Genomic DNA, 18,498 nt, shown 5'->3' with positions numbered 1-18,498 from the left:
GGATTACTTCCAGGTGTCGTTGAGCGTCAGGGTGCCGGTCGCGGGTGTCGTGGAGGTGCGGTTGGTGCCGCTCTCCCAGATGACGTTCCCGCTGCCGTCCTTCTTGATGTACTTGTACTCGAAGGCCGTGGAGCCGGGCAGGCTCAGCGTCACGCTCCACGTCGGGTAGTTGGTGGGCGAGAGCTGGATGGCGGCGGCGGTGCTCCAGCTCCCGAGCGCGGCGATGCTGCCCACGACGTAGATGTTCTGTCCCACCACGGTGCTGGCCGTCTCGTTGAAGGTGACGGTGGCGCCGGTGGTGCTGGTGGTGACGCTCAGCGCGGTGCTCAGCGCGGAGACGTTGCCCGCGGTGTCCCGGGCGCGCACGGTGTAGCTGTACGTGGCGCCAGCGCTCAGGCCGTTGTCGGTGTAGCTGGCCGAGGCGGGCGAGCCCACCAGCGAGCCATTGCGGTACACGTCATACCCGGCGATGCCGCTGGCGTCCGTGGAGGCCGTCCACGTGAGCGAGACGGAGGTGGACGTCTTGGACTGCACCGCGAGGCCCGTGGGGACGCTCGGCGCGGTGGTGTCGGCGGACGGAGCGCCCGCGGTGATGGTGCCGGCGCTGAACGTCTGCACTCCCGCGGGGAAGAAGTAGTTGAGCCCGCCGTTGTTGTCCCAGGTGCCGCTGCCGTTGTTGAAGACGGCCTCGAGCTGCGTGGCCGAGCCCAGGTTGACGGTGTACTTCGCGTAGCCGGCCACCTCCGCGGCGGGCATGGCGACACCCGGCGACGTCGTCCACGTGCCACCCGCGGGGCGGTAGTGGATGTACGGGGTGGCGAAGCCCTTCTTGTAATAGACGGTGACGGAGTTGCCCGCGCTGGTGGTGACGGAGAGCGCCGTGCTGGCCGCCGAGGTGTTGCCCGCCGCGTCCCGCGCCTTCACGGTGTAGCTGTACGCGGTGCTCGCCGCGAGCCCGCTGTCCGTGTACGTGGTGCCCGTGGGCGTGCCCACCTGCGTGCCGTTGCGGAAGACGAGGTAGCCCGTCACGCCGGCGTTGTCCGTCGACGCCGTCCACGACAGGGACACGGACGCGGCCGTCTTCGAGGGCGAGGTGAGGCCACCGGGAACGCTCGGCGGCGTGGTGTCCACCACCGGGGCGCCCGCGGTGATGGTGCCGGCGCTGAAGGTGGAGACGCCCGTGGGGAAGAAGTAGTTGCCGCCGTTGTTGTTGTCCCACGTGCCGCTGCCGTTGTTGAAGACGGCCTCGAGCTGCGTGGCCGCGCCCAGGTTGACGGTGTACTTCGCGTAGCCCGTCACCTCGGAGTCGGGCATGGCGTAGCCCGGCGCCACCGTCCACGTGCCGCCCGTGGGACGGAAGTGGATGTACGGCGTGGTGAAGCCCTTCTTGTAATAGACGGTGGCGGTGTTGCCCGCGCCGGTGGTGGCGGAGAGCGCCGTGCTCTGCGCGGAGAGGTTGCCCGCCGCGTCCCTGGCCCTCACGGTGTAGCTGTACGGGGTGCTCGGCGACAGGCCCGTGTCCGTGTAGCTGGTGCCCGTGACCGAGGCCACCTGCGTGCCATTGCGGAAGACGTCATACCCGGCCACGCCGTAGTTGTCGGTGGAGGCCGTCCAGAGCAGGGCCACCGAGGAGCTCGTCGTGCCCGAGGCCGTCAGCCCCGTGGGCGTGGAGGGCACGGTGGTGTCCGGCGCCAGGGTGGTGACGGAGAGCGCCGTGCTGGCCGCCGAGGTGTTGCCCGCCGCGTCCTTCGCCTTCACGGTGTAGCTGTACGCGGTGCTCGCGGTGAGCCCGCTGTCCGTGTAGCTGGTGCTGGGGCTCGAGCCCACCTGCGTGCCGTTGCGGAAGACGTCGTAGCCCGTCACCGCCACGTTGTCCGAGGCCGCGCTCCAGGTGAGCGTCACGGAGCGATCCGTCTTCGTGGAGGCCGCCAGGCCCGTGGGCGTGGAGGGCGCCGTGGTGTCGATCACCAGGAACGGGTGCGTACCCTGCACCGTGCCGTTGGGGTCCTCGATGTACTTGCCGCCCACCAGGTTGTACTTGCCCGAGCCGACGTAGACGGACTGGATCTCGCTGCGCGTCACGTTGCCCCGGCTGTCCGTGGCCTCGACGTAGTAGTCGAGCAGCTGGTCCCGGTAGTTGCCGAGGTAGACGTAGTAGAGGTCGCCGATCTCCTGCGCGGGCACCTTCGCCATGACGGGCAGGTAGGCGGGCTGCCACGAGACGCCGTTGATGACGGGCTTCAAATCCCTCCGGCTCAACGGGAAGTCCACCCAGGCGCCCACGCGCGTGGTGTCGATGTTGGGCACGCCCGCGGCCTTGAGCGCGGCGGGGTCATACACCTTGTGGGTGTTGTCCAGCGGGTCGATGCTCTTGTTGGTGTGCACGCGGACGCGGGCCTTGATGCTGGTGATGCCGCTCACGTCGTACGCGTAGGTGTAGATGGCGAAGTTGTTGTTGAAGTGGTGGAGCGTCCAGCCCTCGGACTTGTCCGTGTTGGGGCTGCCCGGGTTGTACGGCCAGCGCTGCGGCCACCAGACGGACGGGCCCGTACGGTCCTGCGTGAGGCGGTCCTGCACGTAGGGCTTGGAGAAGTAGAGCGAGTTGTTGAAGGCGAGCGTGGGCTTGACGATGTCGTCCTGGTTCTCGTCGTAGTAGCCGAAGCCCGAGTCCATGGCGGGCAGCAGGAAGTACCAGGCGAGCTCGGCGGGGTTGGCGCCGCCCGCCCAGTCGTTGGCCGCGTCACCCTTCACCGGGAAGGACATCATCCACGGGTTGAGCTGGTTGCCCGCATGCGTCACCTGGTTGTCCAGCGTGGTGGTGGGCTTCCAGTGGTTGGGGTGGGCGTCGAGCCAGATCTGCTCGGCCGTCTTCGCGTAGTTGAGCGAGGCCTGGAGCAGGGCGAAGTTGCGCTCCAGGTAGTGCCAGCCGTGCTCGAAGGAGACCGTCATGCCCTCCTGCACGCCGCTGAGGTTCGTCTTGGGCGCCAGGTTGAGGCCCGTGGCCGAGTTGAACGCGGGGAACTGGCCCCTCCAGATGCCGAAGGGCAGCTTCCAGTGGTGCCACTGGGGGTCGGACGAGGAGTCGCGCGTGTCCACCCACGAGCCGTCCTGCACGTGCACCACGTCGGTGGCGGGCGGCGTGTTGTTGACGAGGTACTCGCTGATGCCCAGGCACTGCACGCCAGCGGTGCAGGTGACGCTGCGGCCGTTGTACCAGGTGGTCTCCGAGCCCGCGCGCCCGCCCGAGTTGTCTCCGTCATGCGCGATGACGAAGAACTGCTTCTGCGGGACGAGCCCCTCGAAGCTCTGGAGGTTGACGATGTCGACGGTGACCTGGCCCTCCCAGCCCTCGTACCAGGAGCCGTTCTGGTTGACGGGGATGCCCACCACGCGCGACTCGGCGCCCGTGGCCGGGTCCACGTAGCGCACCCAGTGCGGCGTGGAGGCGAACGGGTACTTGTTGCGGATGACCTGCTGCTCGTGCGCCATCTGCAGGCTCACCCAGCTGCCCACGTTGCTGGTGTTCTGCAGGTCCGCGCGGTTGGGCGGCGACACCAGCGTGTCCGAGCCCGGATCGTTCAGGAAGGGGTAGTCCTTGAGCGTGCGCGAGAAGTGGTTGTCACCGATGACGGACCACTGGATGCCCAGCTTCGCCAGCGTGGGGATGAGGCGCTCGGAGAAGCCCAGCTCCGTGGGGAAGAAGCCCTTGGAGGACTGGAAGCCGCTGCCCAGGAAGTAGGGCTGCGCGAGCGTGGCGCTCTGGTTGACGAGGTCCTTGAGGAAGTAGTCCGGCCCCACCAGCGGCCCCATGGTGTGGTGGCCGGTGAAGTGGATGAGATCCAGCGTCCGGTTGCCCGCCGGGGTGCGCAGGGTGTTGTACCGGTCCCGCCAGGGCGAGCCCCAGCTGGTGTTGGTGTAGCCGGGCACGTTCTGCAGCGTGTTGATGTCCTGGACGTTGTTCACCACCGCCCCGGACATGGTCACGTGGACCTGGCCGGTGGGGGCGTTGGTGCTCATGTCCGCCGCCACGCTCGGGGGCCAGTACATATAGGCGCCCGTCTTCGCGTGGTGCGAGTAGTAGGCGACCAGGTCGTCGTGCGGCATCGGCGCGCCCGACGGCAGGAAGTACGTGTAGTTCGACGGCGGGCTCTGCTTGATGTTGATGACCTGGCCGTCATACGCGTAGCGGATGGCTCCGCCCACGGGCGTCGATGCGTACTTGCCCAGGTCGTAGTACGGCCAGAAGTTGGGCATGTGGTTGTGGTACACGTGCGACGCGGCGATCTGCGCCTGCGCCGGTCCGGCCCACAGCAGCGCCGCCACGGCGGGCAGCAGCAATGGCTTCAATCGGTTCACGGGGCTCCTCGGGGGAGGGGTGGGGGAAAGCGCCGGACGGATTAGTGGGGCTTACGCTTTTTGTCACTTTTTTATGCAATTCAGTTTTATTAGGAGCTCAGATGAACAAGGGGTTCTGGGTGTGCGCGCTGCTGCTGGTGGCGTGCTCCGAGAAGCAGGGGAGTGGGGCCGGGCCGGGCGCGCAGGACAAGGAGGCGGCGGCCCTGGCGAAGCAGGACGCGCAGTGCCCGGGCGGGACGGTGAAGGGGTGCCTGGACGGGGCCATGGAGGCCGATCGACGCGGTGAGTCACCGCGCGCGGTGGAGCTGTACACGCGCGTCTGTGACGCGGGCGTTGCACGGGCGTGCAACGTGCTGGGCACCTTCGTCTGGCAGGGGCGGGGCGTGAGCGCGCCGGATCCGGCGCGGGCCTATTCGCTCTACAAGCGCGCCTGTGAGGGAGGGGATGCCGCGGGGTGCTTCAGCGCGGGCATCTGCCACCGGACGGGCTCGTGCGCCGAGAAGAACGACGCGGAGGCCCACACGCTCATCCAGCGCGCGTGCGATGGCGGGGACAAGCGGGCCTGCGCCAACCTGGGCGGCCGCTGAAGGCCCGCCCGGCGGCTCAGGGAAACAGCGGGGACTTCACGGCGTGGGCGTGGCCGCCTGGGCTTCCTGCTCGGCCTTGGCGGCCTCGGCGGCGGCCCGGGCCTTGAGCTGGAGCTCGCGCTCGAGGCGGTTCTTCGCCTCCTTCTCGGTGATCGTCTTCAGGGTGGCCAGGCCCTGCTCGAAGTCCTTGCCGATCATCTCGTCCATGTCCACGAACAGGGAGAAGGCCTTGCCCATGAAGTCCTGGTGCCCCTCCATGGCCCACGTCACCTGGATGCTGCCATCACCCGTGGGCTTGAACGTGAAGAGGGCGGTGTTCGTGTTCGGCCAGGGCTCGAGGAACTCGAGCTGGATCTGGATGGACTCGTAGAGCTTCGCGTCCACGAGGGTCATCCTGCCCTTGCCCACCTGATCATTGCCGGACCAGGCGTAGATGGAGCCGGGCCCCGCGAAGGCTCCGTCGAAGGCCGTCTGCATCTTCGGGTCCTTCTCCGCCCACGGAGACCAGAACTTCCACTTGTGGAAGTCGTTCACGGTGCCGAAGGGGAGCTCGACAGGGGCGGCGATGGTGATGGACCGCTCGATGCGGAAGGTGGACGGCCGCGAGGCCACCACGGCACCCACTCCGATGAGGGCGACCACGAGCGCGAGGGAAATCTTCTTGAGCATTTCGTCTCCTGAGAGGCGGGGTGAACCGTATGTCCCCTCGCGGCTGGACGGCAAATGCCATGTGCCTCGGGACGGAGTGTCCGGGTGACCCGCTCCGGGTGTCCGGCCGAGCAGGCGTGCTAGGCTGCCGCCCATGAGCACGTGCTCGCCCCGTCGACGCTCGTCGTCTCGTCCTCCCTGGAGTTTCGTTCTCATTCTGCTGGCCGGGAGCGCCCTGGCCCAGCCCGCGCTCGACGAGTCCCAGTACGTGGAGCGGGTGCTCACCGCGAGCCTGGAGGCCCGTGTCGCCGGGCTCGAAGCCGCGCTCGGCCGGGCCGAGGCCGTGGGTGTGGGCCTGTGGCCCAATCCCTCGCTGGAATGGCAGCGTCAGAAGACGACCTCCGGGACTCGGGATGGGGAGAGCCAGGACGTGCTGGTGGCCTCCATTCCCCTCGTGCTCTCCGGGCGGTTGGGCCTGGAGGCCGAGGCCGCCGAGCGGAGCGCGCAATCCGCCGAGGCCCGGTACGCGTGGGCCCGGGCCGGGCTGCGCCATGAGGCCACCCGCGCATTCACCGCGGTGCTGGCGGCCCGGGAGCGCCGGAGCCTCCTCGAGGAGTCACTCGCCTCGCTGGAGCGCCTGGCCGGGGCCATCGCCGTCCGCGAGAAGGCGGGTGAGGCCGCGGGTTACGACCGGTTGCGCATCGAGCTGGAGGTGGAGGCGGTGCGGGATGCGCTGCGCGGCGCCGTGCTGGAGGAGCAACAGGCCTCGGCGCAGGCGTTGTGGTTGCTCGGGCCCGGGATGGCGTCCCTGCCTCCGTTGCAGGGCACTCTCGGGGTGGAGCGGCCCCTGCCGGACGTGGCCACGCTGTTGGAGGGGCTCGGCGAGCGGCGGGGTGATCTGCGTGCGCTCTCGCTGGAGGCCAGCGGCGCGGAGGCCGCGCGGCGTGCGGCGGGCCGCGGCGTGATTCCGGAGCCCACCGTGACGGCGGGCGCGCAGTTCCTCGACGTGGGATTGCCGGGCGCGGGGACGGGGTATGTCGTGGGCGTCGCGCTGCCGCTGCCTTTCTTCGAGCGCCGGCAGGGAGAGTCCGCCCGGGCGGAGGCGCGCAAGCAGCTCTCCGAGGCCCGCCACGCCGCGCTCCTGTACGCCGCGCGGACCCGGCTGCCGGTGCTGCGGGAGGCGGTGTCCGGCAGGCGGGAGCGGCTCGCGCGGCACCGTGCGGATGTCCTCTCGCGCGCCGAGGAGCTGCGCCGCATCGCCGCGACGGCCTACCGGGGTGGCAGCGCGGAGCTCCTCGTCCTGGTGGAGGCCGAGCGTGCCGCACGCGAGGCGCGGCTGACGGCCATCCAGCTGGGTGTGTCCCTCGTCGAGGCAGAGACCGATCTTCTTCTTTTCGTGGGCGCCTATGACGGCGCCGGATCCCGGAGCCCAGGGCGATGAGCCGACTGTCGTTGATCCTTCTCACCGTGGCGTGTCTGACCGCCTGCAAGCCGCGCCAGGAGGGGCATGAGCATGGGCCGGGCCAGGAGCATGGGCACGAGCACGGCGCGGCCTCCTCCGCGGAGCCGGAGCGGCCAGGCATGTCCGTGACCGTCTACCAGGATGGGCTCGAGCTGTTCATGGAGTACCCGGCGCTGGTGGTGGGCCAACCGTCGCCGCTGGTGGCGCACTTCACCGACGCGCGAGATCCCAACGGCTTCCGGGTGGTGACGAAGGGCCGGGTGACGGCCACGCTGCGCTACGCGGATGGCACCGAGGAGCGCTTCGTGGCCGGCAAGCTCCTGCGCGATGGCATCTTCAAGCCGCCGGTGCAGCCCACCCGGGCCGGCGAGGGCACGCTCACCCTGCGTCTGGAGGGCGAGCAGGTCTCGGGCACGGTGGAGGCGGGCAAGGTCGTGGTGTACCCCACCGTCGCCGCGGCCGTGGCCGCCGCGCCTCCCGAGGAGCCGGGTGAGGCCACCGTGCCCTTCCTCAAGGAGCAGCAGTGGAAGACGCAGTACGCGACGGCGCCGGCCGAGCCGCGCGCGCTGCAGGGAGGCGTGCGCGCCACCGGTGAGCTCAAGCCCGTGGCGGGACAATCCGCGGAGCTGTCCGCGCCCGTGGCGGGCCGAATCCCCGTGGGGGACCGCGTGGTGCACCTGGGGCAGCGCGTGCGCAAGGGCGAGGTGCTCGTGCGGCTGATGCCCACGAGCGCCGCCGCCGGGACGGATGTGGCCACGGTGGAGATGGAGGCGGCCCGGGCCCGGGCGGAGCTGGGCCTGGCGGAGCGTGAGGTGAAGCGCGCGGAGGAGATGTTCGCGGGCAAGGCCATCCCCGAGAAGCAGCTCGACGCGGCGCGGGTGGCGCGGGAGGTGGCGGCGGCGCGGGTGGATGCCACCGAGCGTCAGCTCTCGCTCTACCGCAGCACGCAGAATGGAGGTTCGGGGGGCCCCGGTGGCGCGGCCTTCGAGCTGCGCTCGCCGGTGGACGGGGTGGTGTCCTACGCGGAGGTGACGCCCGGGGCCATCGTGGACGTGGGCACGCGGCTCGTCTCGGTGGTCAACCCCGAGCGGCTGTGGCTGGAGGCGCGGGTGTACGAAGCGGACGTGGCGAAGGTGGAGCGCTCGCCGGGCGCGGCCTTCACGGTGGCGGGCTTCGAGCGCGAGTTCTCCGTGGACGAGAAGACGGGCCGCCGCGTGGCGGTGGGCTCGGTGGTGGATCGGCTGACGCGCACGCTGCCCGTCATCTTCGAGCTGCCCAATCCCGAGGGTGTCCTCAAGCCGGGCATGTTCGCCAAGGTGATGCTCTACACGGGCGAGACGGTGCGCGGGGTGGCCATCCCCGAGTCCGCCATCGTCGACGACAACGGCAAGCCCACCGTGTTCGTCATGGACGGGGGCGAGTCCTTCTTCAAGCGGGCCATCCAGCCCGGGGTGCGCTCGGGCGGCTACGTCCAGGTGCTCGAGGGCGTGAAGGAGGGCGAGCGGGTCGTCTCCCGGGGCGCCTACGAAATCAAGCTGTCCACCGTGGCGGGCGCCGCCGTCGGGCACGGACACACGCACTGAGGGCCCGGCATGAACCGCCTCATCCGCTGGTCCATCGACAACCGTCTGCTGGTGGTGGCCGCCTCGGTGCTGCTGCTCCTCCTGGGCATCGAGACCGCCCGGAACATGCCCGTGGACGTCTTTCCGGATCTCACCGCCCCCACCGTCACGGTGCTCACCGAGGCGCACGGGCTCGCGCCCGAGGAGGTGGAGACGCTCATCACGTTCCCCATCGAAACGGCGGTGAATGGCGCCACGGGCGTGCGCCGGGTGCGCTCGGCCTCGGCGGTGGGCATCTCCATCGTCTGGGTGGAGTTCGACTGGGGCACGGACATCTACACCGCCCGGCAGGTGGTCAACGAGAAGCTGCAACTGGTGGCCAGCCAGCTCCCCGCGGACGTGCCGCCGCCCACGCTGGCGCCCATCTCCTCGGTGATGGGGGAGATCCTCTTCCTGTCCATCTCCTGGGACAAGGCCGCGCAGGCGCCGGACGCGGCGGGGCGTGAGGCGCAGATGATGGAGGCGCGCAGCGCGGTGGACTGGGTGCTGCGCAAGCGCCTGCTGTCGGTGGCGGGCATCTCCCAGGTGGTGCCCATTGGCGGGGCGGTGAAGCAGTACCAGGTGCTGCTCCGGCCCGAGGCGCTCCAGGCGCTCGACGTCAGCTTCGAGCAGGTGGTGCACGCGCTGCGGACGACGAACCGGAACACCTCCGGTGGTTTCTTCGTGGAGCGGGGGCAGGAGTACCTCCTGCGCGCCGTGGGGCGGGCGCGGGGCGTGGAGGACGTGGCCAACACGGTGGTGACCGTGCGCGCGGGCCAGCCCATCCGCGTGGGGCAGGTGGCGGACGTGCGGGTGGGGCCGAAAACCAAACGCGGGGAGGGGAGTGCCAACGCGGAGCCCGCCGTCATCCTCGCTGTGATGAAGCAGCCGGACGCCAACACGTTGGAGCTCACCCGGCAGTTGGACGCGGTGCTGGACGACATCCAGCCCACCCTGCCCAGGGGGCTGATCATCAACCGCCACATCTTCCGGCAGGCGGACTTCATCTCGGTGGCCGTGCGCAACGTGTCCGTGGCGCTCCGGGACGGCGCCATCCTCGTCGCCGTCATCCTGCTCGTGTTCCTGATGAACCTGCGGGCCACCTTCATCTCGCTCGTGGCCATCCCGCTGTCGCTGGTGGTGGCGGTGCTGGCGCTCAAGGCGCTCGGCGTCACCCTCAACACGATGACCATTGGCGGGCTGACCATCGCCATCGGGGCGCTGGTGGATGACGCCATCATCGACGTGGAGAACGTCTTCCGGCGCCTGCGGGAGAACGCGCACCTTCCCGAGGGCCAGCGCCGCTCCGCCTTCGAGGTCATCTACCGGGCCTCGGTGGAGGTGCGTGCCTCCATCGTCTTCGCCACCCTCATCATCATCCTCGTCTTCGTGCCGCTCTTCTTCCTCTCGGGGTTGGAGGGGCGGATGCTGGCGCCGCTGGGGCTGGCCTACATCGTGGCCATCGCCGCTTCGTTGGCGGTGGCCGTCACGGTCACCCCCGCGTTGTGCGCGTACCTGTTGCCGCAGGCCCGCTCGCTGGGCGCGGAGGAAGGGCCCGTGCTGCGCTGGCTGAAGGTGCGCTACCAGCCCGTCCTCCTGTGGGCCCTGGCACGTCCCCGGGCCGTGCTGGGTGGAGCCGCCCTGGCCTTCCTCGCCACGCTCGCGATCGTCCCCTTCCTGGGGCGCTCCTTCCTGCCCGAGTTCAACGAGGGGACGTTCACCGTGAACGTCGTCACGTTGCCGGGCACGTCGCTGGAGGAGTCGGACCGGCTCGGCCGCCGGGTCGAGCAGGCGCTGCTGGCCCTTCCCGAGGTGGTGACCACCTCCCGCCGCACCGGGCGCGCGGAGCTGGACGAGCATGCCCAGGACGTCAACGCCTCGGAGCTCGATGTGGGCGTGGACCTCTCCAAGGGCAAGCGCGGCAAGGAGGAGATGCTGGAGGCGATGCGCCAGGCGCTCGCGCAGGTACCGGGGGCCGTGGTCACCATCGGCCAGCCGCTCTCCCACCGGATCGATCACATGCTCTCGGGCTCGCGCGCGGCCATCGCGTTGAAGCTCTTCGGGGATGACCTGGACACGCTGCGCGGACTGGCCGAGCGCGTGAAGACGGTGGCGGAGACGACCCGGGGCGCGGTGGACGTGTCCATCGAGCAGCAGGTGAACATTCCGGAGGTGGAGATCCGCATGGACCGTGACGCCGTGGCGCGCTACGGCCTCACCACGGGCGAGGTCGCCGAGGCGGTGGAGCGGGCCTTCTCCGGTGAGACGGTGGGCACCCTGCTGGAGGGACAGCGGGCGGTGGAGCTCGTCGCGCGTCTGGATGACGCCTCGCGGGCGGACCTGGATGCCATTGCCTCCACGCCGCTCGACACCCCCACGGGCCCGCGGATTCCCCTGAAGATGCTGGCGAGCCTCACGCGTGAGTCCGGCCCCAACACCATCACCCGGGAGAACGTGCAGCGGAAGATGGTGGTCCAGGCCAACGTGTCGGGCAGGGATTTGTCCTCGCTGGTGGACGAGCTCCGGGCCCGCGTCGCGAGCGAGGTGCGATTCCCCGAGGGCTACTACATCGTCTACGGCGGCCAGTTCGAGAGCGCCGAGCAGGCCGCGCGCACCATCACCCTGCTGGGTCTGGGCGTGGTGGTGGGCATCTTCCTGCTGCTGGTGGTGGCCTTCTCCTCGGTGCGCAATGCCTTGCTCACGCTCATCAACCTGCCGCTGGCGCTCATCGGCGGGGTGGTGGCGGTGGTGCTCACCTCGGGCGTGGTGAGCGTGGCCTCGCTGGTGGGCTTCATCACCCTGTTTGGGATTGCCACGCGCAACGGCATCCTCATGGTGAGCCATTTCGAGCACCTGATGACCGAGGAGGGAAAGAGCCTCCCCGAGGCGGTGGTGCAGGGCTCGCTGGAGCGGCTGGCGCCCATCCTCATGACGGCGCTGTGCGCGGGGCTCGCGCTGGTGCCGCTCGTCATCGCCGGGGGCGAGGCGGGCAACGAGATTCAAGCGCCCATGGGCGTGGTCATCCTGGGCGGGCTGCTCTCCTCCACCTTCCTCAACATGCTGGTGGTGCCGGTGCTCTTCCGGCTCTTCGGCCAGCCGCCAGGGTCAGGCTCCGCCAGCCCCTCCATCTGACGAGGCGCGTCAACGCCTGCCTCGCCTGCCTCGCAACCCCGTGGCTTGTATTTCAGGGCTGGAATATTGTACCTTGATAACAATCCTCGCGAGGTAATCATGAAATCACGGAAGACGACTGGTATTTCCCTTGGCGCCGTGCTGTCCGGTTTGATGCTTCTCGCTTGTGGCGGTGTTCCCGACGCGGAGCTGACTCCGGCCGATGGGCCCCAGGGCACCACCACGTCGGCCCTGTGCTCTGGCGTGAGCGTCACGACGCTCAGCCTCGCGGGCATCAGCACGTATCAGGGAGAGATGGCCGGGAGCGGGGACTGGGCGGTGGCCAACCCCGCCAATGCCGTCCGGCTGGAGTACTATGTCGATGGCGTCCTGCGCAGCTCGGAAGATCGCTGCAACGCCTCGGGCGGGACGTCTTCCTGCACCGGCTCGGGTTCCTGGTCCTTCAGCGCCTCGGGCATCACCTGCGGCTCGCACAACTTCCAGGTGAAGGCCTATCCGATGGTCATCGACAGCGCGGGCAATCGCACCGTCTGCTTGGACAGCCCCAGGTCGCTCTCCCAATCCGTTGCCGGTGATGCGTGCCCCCCGCTCATCACGCACATCCTGTACAACCCCTACTTCAGCGGCACCTATCAGTATGTCGATTCCGCCAATGTCACTCGCTATATCTTCGTGAACAAGAATCAGACGTACTACATCTGCGCGCGGGATGGCAGCGTCAACGGAGGACCCTTCACCAAGGGAGGTGGCTGCAATTACTAGTGGACTGTCCACGAAGTTATTGGACAAAATCAGGACGGGTGCCGATCCACCCACTCGTGCATCTTGGGACGGGTCCACGACCAGGTAAATGGATGGGCGTAGAGCCGGTTGTACTCGGGCCAGCTCGCTTCGAGGTGGGCAATGAACTCGGAGCGGCTGGCCCAATCTCCCCGCTGCAAGTAGTGGGCTCCGAAGGTACGCAGCAGCAGTTCAGCCTGATTGAGCCAGGAGGCATGCGCTGGGGTGAAGAGCACCCGGACATGAGGGTAGTTGTGCCGCAGGAAATCGAGCGTTTGTCGGCAGACATGGCTGGAGCCGTTGTCCCAGATGAGGTGGATGCGTGGTGAATGCCTGTACTCCTCGAGCAACTCGGGTAGGACGGCTCGCAGGCTGGCTGAGTCATTGCGCTCCAGACACCAGCCGCGCATCTGTCCGGTGTGGACCTCCAGTTTCACCAGGACTTCGTGGACAGTCCACTAGCGCCGGAGTTGGCCGAGCTTGTGGAGCACCTCGGGTATTCGCCGGCCTGCCCGGGATGTCTCGGCGAGCCTTTCCGCACCGGGCTCCGACTCGAATGCGTCGGGAGGAGTTCCAGGGGGTGGCGGGATGGGGTAGGTCCTGACTTAGGCTTTCTGGGTTTTGCTTGGTGAAAGGACACTCGCGTGAAATTCGAGGTCTTCCAGGTGCTGTTCAGCGCTGCTCTGGAACGGCGGCAGCACTATCTCTCCGACCCCTCGCTGGCCCCTTGGTTCAAGAACACGGCATTGCCGCCCATCATCGGGTTCGGGCTTCCAGCCGATGAGGCGCCGGTCCATCTCGTGACGATTGGCCTGAATCCGAGTGACCGAGAGGTGACCGAGGGCTTCGTGCCGAAATCGGACGATGCCAAGAGTCACTGGGACCGGCAGACTGGGTACTTCACGCGTCCGTACCGCACCTGGTTCGACAAGGCTGAGCGCATCGTTCGGGCGGCTTCGGGCGGAGAGGTCTCCTACGGCGGCGTGTACGGGACGGGACGACGGTGCGTGCACCTCGACGTGTCGCCCCTGCCGACGGCCGGCAAGTTCGACACGGTCTTCGATGCCTCTGAACGAACGCCGGAGGAGCGCGCACGGGCGATTGATCTCCTCAAGCGGGAGTCCGACGAGTTGCTGCGTCCGCTTGTCCGCCTGCTCGTGGAGAAGCACCAGCTGCCCCGCGTCCTCATCATGGGGTATTGCCCCCCGGCTGGAGGCTCCGCGACCATGAAGCGCTTCTGGGGCCGCGGCGCAGAGTTCAAGGTGCGCGATTTCGGGGCCGAGGCGGGTACGCGGTGGGCCGTGGGCGCGTGGGCCATTGGGACGTCTTTGCAGCTGCCGGTCGCGTTCCTGTCGAAGGGGCCTTCCAGTCAGGCAGGCATCGGTGACCTCGAGCGGGCGGCCTCGCGGCTCTCACCAGAACATTGATCGCCTCCCGGCGCGCGTCCGGGCTCAGGTGCGCGTACTTCATCATCATGTCGATGGTGGCGTGACCCAGCAGTTCCTGTGCTGCTTTGAGCGTCATGCCCTTCATCACCAAGTGGCTGGCGAACGCGTGGCGGAGCGTGTGCCAGCAGCCCACCTCACGGAGTCCTGCCCCCACTCGACTGCCCTTCGGTGGTGAAGCGCGGGCCGCAGCGGTACTCTCTGACCCCGGTTTGTTCTTCCTATCCGCGTAGCACGCCGGGCGCCGCGCCGTCAGAACTCGTAGTTGGTCTGATGGTAATTGAATTTTCCGCACTCGAGGCATTCGTACCAGCACTCATTCCACTGCGAGGTCTCAGCGCTTCCGAAGTGCGTCGCAGAGCTTGCGTAGATGACGCGGGTCTCCTTGCTCGCGCAGTTCATGCAGCGGGAGAACCAGCCATTCGCAAGCGGATGCTCCGAGGCCGGAACGCCCGAGCCCACGTAGGTTCTCGCGTAGCCACTGTAGACGGCAGCGAAGATCCGACGGAATTTGACGGTCGGGTCGGCCGAGCTCCCCGCCCCCCAAGACGACAAAACCCCCGGTCGTTGGGGCGACCGGGGGCGGGGGCGTCATGGGGGCTGGGCGCTCAAGCGGATTTGGCGCGCTTGCGCGTGGGGGCCGGAGGTGTCGGCTGCGGGTCATGGCCCGCGTGCTTCTGCCTCCAGGAGTCCGCGTCGATGTCCAGCACGTGGCAGTGCTGGACGAAGCGGTCCACCAGGGCCGCGACGCACGCCGCACCTGGGAAGACAGTCCCCCATTGCTTGAATGACAAGTTGGTGGTTATGACCGTCGCGCGTTTTTCATGCCGCTGGCTGATGATGTTGTAGAGCAGGTCTCCAGAGCGGCTGTCACACGGCAGGTAGCCCAGCTCGTCGAGAATCAGCAGGTCTGGCTGGAGGTAGCGGCGTAACCGCCTGTCGAGCGCGGGGAGTGACTCCTGTTTGAGCAGGTCGGCCAGCGCGCCCGCCAGGGTGGTGAAACGCACGGTGTAGCCCTGCTGGAGGGCGGTGAGGCCGAGGTTCTGTGCCAGCATCGTCTTGCCCACGCCACTCTGGCCGCGCAGCAGCACGTTGTGTCCGTGCTGGAGGAAGTCGAGTGTGAGCAGCCGCTCGTAGAGAGGCTTGTCGATGCTGCGCGGGTGATTCCAATCGAAGCGGTCCAGGGGACAGAGGGTGCCCAGGGTGGCGACGCGGGTGCGGCGGTCGAGGTTGGTGGCATCGCGGGCCCGGTGCTCCAGTTCCACCAGGCGCTCGCACACCTGGGTGGGTGAGGCCCGGTCGCGGGTGGAGCTCTCCAGCAGGGAGCGCAAGGCCTCGGGGGTGGCGCGCAATCCGAGGGCGCGCAGTCTGTCAATCACGTCGACGGGTGGTGCACTCATCGTAAGACTCCAGGGAGTGAGGCAGCACGTCCCGGTCAGGGACATGGCTGCCGAGGTGGACTTCGAGGGGAAGGGGCTGGCGCAGGGCGAGGCGGCGCTGCTCGCACACGGCGGCCAGGGCGCCCGGGTCATGAGTGCCGCGCTGGAGCACCTCGGCGACGGCGTCGGCCAACAGGGAGGGGCCGTAGGTGTCCAGCAGCCGCAAGGTGCGGGCGGTGAGGCTGCCCACGTTGCGGCCGGCCTCCACCCAGCGGGTGAAGAGAGCCTCCACGCCGGGCACGCAGGCGCGCAGCCTGTCCTGGCCCTTGGGCTCACGTGCATGGCGCTTGAGGGCCAGGAGGGCTTCGCGGTGCTCGGGGGCTTCCACCAGCTGGCGCCGGCCCCAGCAGCGGGCATGGCGGGCCACCTCCTGGGCGCCGTCCAGCAGACGCACGCAGGTGTCATCGGCCACCAGGGTGAGGCTGGTGCTGGCGTAGCGTGGGGGCACGGAGTAGCTGTTGGTGTCCAGGCGGATGAAGGCGGTTGCATCCACGCTCACCGGCTCCACCCTGTCGGTGCTGGCCGGTGTTGGTGGAAGCGGCAGCAGGCGTTGCTTCTCCTCGGCCAGGCACTCGGCCACGGTGCGCCCGGGCTGCGTGGGGTGGGGGCGCGCATGGGCCACCTCCTGAAGGAAGGCCCACAGCTCCTGGTTGCCCTGCTCCACCGAGTGCACGCTACGGCCCGCCAGGAAGCGCTCGCGCAGGTAGCGGATGGCCCGCTCCACCTTGCCCTTCTGGTTGGCTTTACGTACCGCGCACACCCTCGGCTGCACCCGGTAGTGCCCCGCCACCTCCAGCAGCAGCGGGTGGAAGCGCACCGCGTCCCCATACCTCTCCAGTACCACCGCCTTGGGGTTGTCGAACAGCCATTGCCGGCTGGTGCCTCCAAAGCAGCCCGCCGCTCTCACCAGCGAGCGCACCAGCGAGTGGGCTCCCATGTCGAAGACAAACTCGCCCCACATGCCGCGCGACCAGGCCAGCACCTGGACGAACAGCCACAGCGCCCTCTCCCCGCCGGGCACCTTCACCTTTCCCACGTAGGCCCAGTCCACCTGCGACTGCTCGCCCGGCAACGGCTCCACCCTCAGGAAGGCCTCCCGCGTGGGCCGCGGGCGCACCCCGGCCACGTACTCGCGCACCGTCCGGACGCTGCCCTCGTACCCTCTGCCCCTGAGCATGTCGTACAGCCTCGTGGCTCGCAGCTTCGGGTAGCGCGCCAACGTCTCGGTGATGAAGTCCGTATACGGCTCCACCAGCCGCGGCCTCTCCTGTCGTGACGGCCCGCGCCCCTCCATCAATCCCAACACCCGGCGCACCACGTCCCCGTGCACCTCGAGCTGGCTGGCGATGGTGCCTACCTTCCAGTGCTCGGCGTAGTACAGCCGGCGCACCTCCGCCTCCACCTGCGTGTCCACCGTCACGGCAACCCTCCCGCTGACTGCGCCTGTCTCAGCGCGTGCATGTCCTCGAAGTCACCCAGGCCGTGCACCTCGCCGGCCATGCGCTTGTCCCGTGGCGCGACGAGCTGCACGTCGTAGAAGAGGCCGCGCATGCCCACGCCACGTGCGTCGGTCAATCCCAGCCAGTACGAAACGGCCGTGGCGTTGGCACACAGCACAACGCGCACCGGACAGTCCATCCACAGCGCCAGTCCTTCCAGCAGCGTCGTCACCGTCCGGCCGTGGCGCAGGTGCGTCAACGGGGGCAGCACCGCCCTCAGCTTCTCCTCCGGGCCGTGCGTCAGCAAAAGGCGCGTCTGCGTGGCCGAGGGCCACATCAGCAGCGAGGGGCAATCCATGCTCAATCTCCACGCCGGCTCGCTCGCATGCACCGCCCATCGATGCGCCCGGCTCGCTCGGCGCCGCGCACTCCACAGCAGCCGGAGGAGACCGCGAAGGTGGATCCGTCACGCTATACTTGGTACGTTGGCTCAGCCGCCGCCTGTAGGCGCGTTGCCGGTCGCGGTGGTCCAACCGCCCCTCCTCGCTGCGCTGGTGGCGGGCCCGGGCGGCACGCACCACTCGCTGGCGGCCGGCCTCGCGGCACTCCGGGCCGCAGTAGGACTGGCCCCGATAGCAGGAGGGGCACAGGAAGAAGACCCTCAGGCACCAGGAGCAACGCTCCTCGAGAAGAAGCTCCACGTCCGCACACTCCGAGCGGACGGGCAGGAACTTGACGGAGCTGCGCAGCGGCGGCACTCATGCCGCCAGCCGACCGCAACACTCCGGAGGGCTCGGGTGGCACAGACCCGGGCCCTCTCTTTTATGGCCGCCCGCTACTGCTCAGGTGGTGTACGTCCCCCTACCACTCCGGTCGAATTCTCGACCCGACCGTCAAATTCCGTCGGATCTTCGCTGCCGTCTACAGACGAGAACCCGCACGCCCTGGCGGAACAACTGCTCGGCTTCTTCGCCGAACCCTGACACCTTCTGTCTCCTGGAGCCCTCCCCCATGTCCTGCTTCTTCAAGTCCGCCCTCCTGCTCGTCTTCCTCGCCACCGCCGGGACGGCCCATGCACAGACACACATTGAAACCCAGCCACTGGCCCTGGCCTTCCGGGGTGTGAGCGTGGGGGCCCTCCACCAGGTGGGCCACGTCAAGTTTGGAGGGGGTTTCTACTTCTTCTCCTTCCCGGACTTCTTCGTCGACCAGAGCCCGGGCAACGCCAACGAGGGCTGGAACGTCACCGTCTCCCCCGCCTTCTGGTTGGAGGGCAATTACCAGTTCCAGGAGGATGGGACGGGCCTGGGCCTCGGCGCCAACGTCGTCTACTCCAACTTCCAGATCACCCAGGACACCGCCCCCGGACGGGCCCAGTACCAGGCGCTCGTCTTCATCCCCAAGGTCACCTATACGTGGGTGTTCTTCTCCCACCTCGTCGTCTCGCCGGGCCTCGGACTGGAGTTGCACGCCAAGGTGGGGGGCAACACCACGGTGGGCACGAATGACTTCGAGCCGCTGCGCCTCCAGCCACTGCCCATCCTCAGCGTGGGCTACCGCTTCTGAGCCGGGTGGACGCCGCGCTCCAGCCTCTGGAATGCTGGAGGGG

General features: G+C 68.6%; 13 protein-coding genes and 1 pseudogene. 7 read left to right on the top strand and 7 right to left on the bottom strand.

What is annotated here, in order from left to right:
* Nucleotides 1–3 precede the first annotated feature (3 nt).
* Nucleotides 4–4,356: a carbohydrate binding domain-containing protein gene (locus VFZ09_RS37700; protein WP_329732614.1), complete on the bottom strand. Its 4,353-nt coding sequence runs from the start codon at nt 4,354–4,356 to the stop codon at nt 4–6.
* Nucleotides 4,357–4,457: 101 nt separating this feature from the next.
* On the opposite strand from VFZ09_RS37700, the gene VFZ09_RS37695 reads away from it, so the two are divergent.
* A complete protein-coding gene (locus VFZ09_RS37695) occupies nt 4,458–4,943 on the top strand; it encodes a hypothetical protein (RefSeq protein ID WP_329732613.1) in 486 nt (161 codons plus the stop codon).
* A gap of 36 nt (nt 4,944–4,979) precedes the next feature.
* Here VFZ09_RS37695 and VFZ09_RS37690 read toward each other — a convergent pair whose 3' ends face one another.
* The gene (locus VFZ09_RS37690) at nt 4,980–5,612 is read right to left on the bottom strand and encodes an SRPBCC family protein (protein WP_329732612.1); all 633 of its coding nucleotides are present in this window, start codon (nt 5,610–5,612) and stop codon (nt 4,980–4,982) included.
* A 133-nt stretch (nt 5,613–5,745) separates the two neighbouring features.
* Between VFZ09_RS37690 and VFZ09_RS37685 the strand changes: the two genes are divergently transcribed.
* The 4 genes from VFZ09_RS37685 (at nt 5,746) to VFZ09_RS37670 (ending at nt 12,548) form a co-directional block, all read left to right on the top strand.
* Complete coding sequence (locus VFZ09_RS37685) at nt 5,746–7,032, top strand: TolC family protein (protein ID WP_329732611.1); 1,287 nt, start codon at nt 5,746–5,748, stop codon at nt 7,030–7,032.
* Nucleotides 7,029–8,636: an efflux RND transporter periplasmic adaptor subunit gene (locus tag VFZ09_RS37680; protein ID WP_329732610.1), complete on the top strand. Its 1,608-nt coding sequence runs from the start codon at nt 7,029–7,031 to the stop codon at nt 8,634–8,636. Before VFZ09_RS37685 ends, VFZ09_RS37680 begins: the two co-directional genes overlap by 4 nt.
* A 9-nt stretch (nt 8,637–8,645) precedes the next feature.
* The gene (locus VFZ09_RS37675; protein WP_329732609.1) at nt 8,646–11,786 is read left to right on the top strand and encodes an efflux RND transporter permease subunit; all 3,141 of its coding nucleotides are present in this window, start codon (nt 8,646–8,648) and stop codon (nt 11,784–11,786) included.
* A 99-nt stretch (nt 11,787–11,885) separates the two neighbouring features.
* Nucleotides 11,886–12,548 carry a hypothetical protein gene (locus VFZ09_RS37670; protein WP_329732608.1) on the top strand — a complete coding sequence of 221 codons (663 nt, stop codon included), beginning with the start codon at nt 11,886–11,888 and terminating at the stop codon, nt 12,546–12,548.
* A 29-nt stretch (nt 12,549–12,577) separates the two neighbouring features.
* On the opposite strand, the gene VFZ09_RS37665 is transcribed toward VFZ09_RS37670, so the two are convergent.
* A complete protein-coding gene (locus VFZ09_RS37665; RefSeq protein ID WP_329732607.1) occupies nt 12,578–13,003 on the bottom strand; it encodes a transposase in 426 nt (141 codons plus the stop codon).
* A 207-nt stretch (nt 13,004–13,210) separates the two neighbouring features.
* On the opposite strand from VFZ09_RS37665, the gene VFZ09_RS37660 reads away from it, so the two are divergent.
* On the top strand, nt 13,211–13,993 hold the full coding sequence (locus VFZ09_RS37660) for a hypothetical protein (RefSeq protein WP_329732606.1): 783 nt from the start codon (nt 13,211–13,213) through the stop codon (nt 13,991–13,993).
* A 34-nt stretch (nt 13,994–14,027) separates the two neighbouring features.
* On the opposite strand, the pseudogene VFZ09_RS37655 reads toward VFZ09_RS37660, so the two are convergent.
* The 4 genes and pseudogenes from VFZ09_RS37655 to VFZ09_RS37640 all read right to left on the bottom strand — a co-directional run.
* Nucleotides 14,028–14,315: pseudogene (locus VFZ09_RS37655) on the bottom strand (tyrosine-type recombinase/integrase); the annotation flags it as partial.
* Between the two features lie 304 nt (nt 14,316–14,619).
* A complete protein-coding gene (gene istB, locus VFZ09_RS37650; RefSeq protein WP_329732605.1) occupies nt 14,620–15,411 on the bottom strand; it encodes an IS21-like element helper ATPase IstB in 792 nt (263 codons plus the stop codon).
* Complete coding sequence (gene istA, locus VFZ09_RS37645) at nt 15,383–16,870, bottom strand: IS21 family transposase (protein ID WP_329732604.1); 1,488 nt, start codon at nt 16,868–16,870, stop codon at nt 15,383–15,385. The genes istB and istA overlap by 29 nt, the downstream gene beginning before the upstream one ends.
* Nucleotides 16,867–17,247: a hypothetical protein gene (locus tag VFZ09_RS37640; RefSeq protein ID WP_329732603.1), complete on the bottom strand. Its 381-nt coding sequence runs from the start codon at nt 17,245–17,247 to the stop codon at nt 16,867–16,869. The genes istA and VFZ09_RS37640 overlap by 4 nt, the downstream gene beginning before the upstream one ends.
* 653 nt (nt 17,248–17,900) lie before the next feature.
* On the opposite strand from VFZ09_RS37640, the gene VFZ09_RS37635 reads away from it, so the two are divergent.
* Nucleotides 17,901–18,455, top strand: a complete 555-nt coding sequence (locus VFZ09_RS37635) for a hypothetical protein (RefSeq protein WP_329732602.1) — start codon at nt 17,901–17,903, stop codon at nt 18,453–18,455.
* Nucleotides 18,456–18,498: the final 43 nt, after the last annotated feature.

Source organism: Archangium sp., assembly GCF_036277355.1.
Classification (GTDB): Bacteria; Myxococcota; Myxococcia; order Myxococcales; family Myxococcaceae; genus Archangium.
The sequence above is the reverse complement of the archived record's forward strand: the minus strand, read 5'-3'. Positions and strand labels throughout refer to the sequence as shown.

What these genes read in the sequence shown, in the direction of transcription:
- VFZ09_RS37695 (WP_329732613.1), top strand. Translation starts at nt 4,458, where the DNA reads ATGAACAAGGGGTTCTGGGTGTGCGCGCTGCTGCTGGTGGCGTGCTCC.
- VFZ09_RS37690 (WP_329732612.1), bottom strand. Translation starts at nt 5,612, where the DNA reads ATGCTCAAGAAGATTTCCCTCGCGCTCGTGGTCGCCCTCATCGGAGTG.
- VFZ09_RS37685 (WP_329732611.1), top strand. Translation starts at nt 5,746, where the DNA reads ATGAGCACGTGCTCGCCCCGTCGACGCTCGTCGTCTCGTCCTCCCTGG.
- VFZ09_RS37680 (WP_329732610.1), top strand. Translation starts at nt 7,029, where the DNA reads ATGAGCCGACTGTCGTTGATCCTTCTCACCGTGGCGTGTCTGACCGCC.
- VFZ09_RS37675 (WP_329732609.1), top strand. Translation starts at nt 8,646, where the DNA reads ATGAACCGCCTCATCCGCTGGTCCATCGACAACCGTCTGCTGGTGGTG.
- VFZ09_RS37670 (WP_329732608.1), top strand. Translation starts at nt 11,886, where the DNA reads ATGAAATCACGGAAGACGACTGGTATTTCCCTTGGCGCCGTGCTGTCC.
- istB (WP_329732605.1), bottom strand. Translation starts at nt 15,411, where the DNA reads ATGAGTGCACCACCCGTCGACGTGATTGACAGACTGCGCGCCCTCGGA.
- VFZ09_RS37640 (WP_329732603.1), bottom strand. Translation starts at nt 17,247, where the DNA reads ATGGATTGCCCCTCGCTGCTGATGTGGCCCTCGGCCACGCAGACGCGC.
- VFZ09_RS37635 (WP_329732602.1), top strand. Translation starts at nt 17,901, where the DNA reads ATGTCCTGCTTCTTCAAGTCCGCCCTCCTGCTCGTCTTCCTCGCCACC.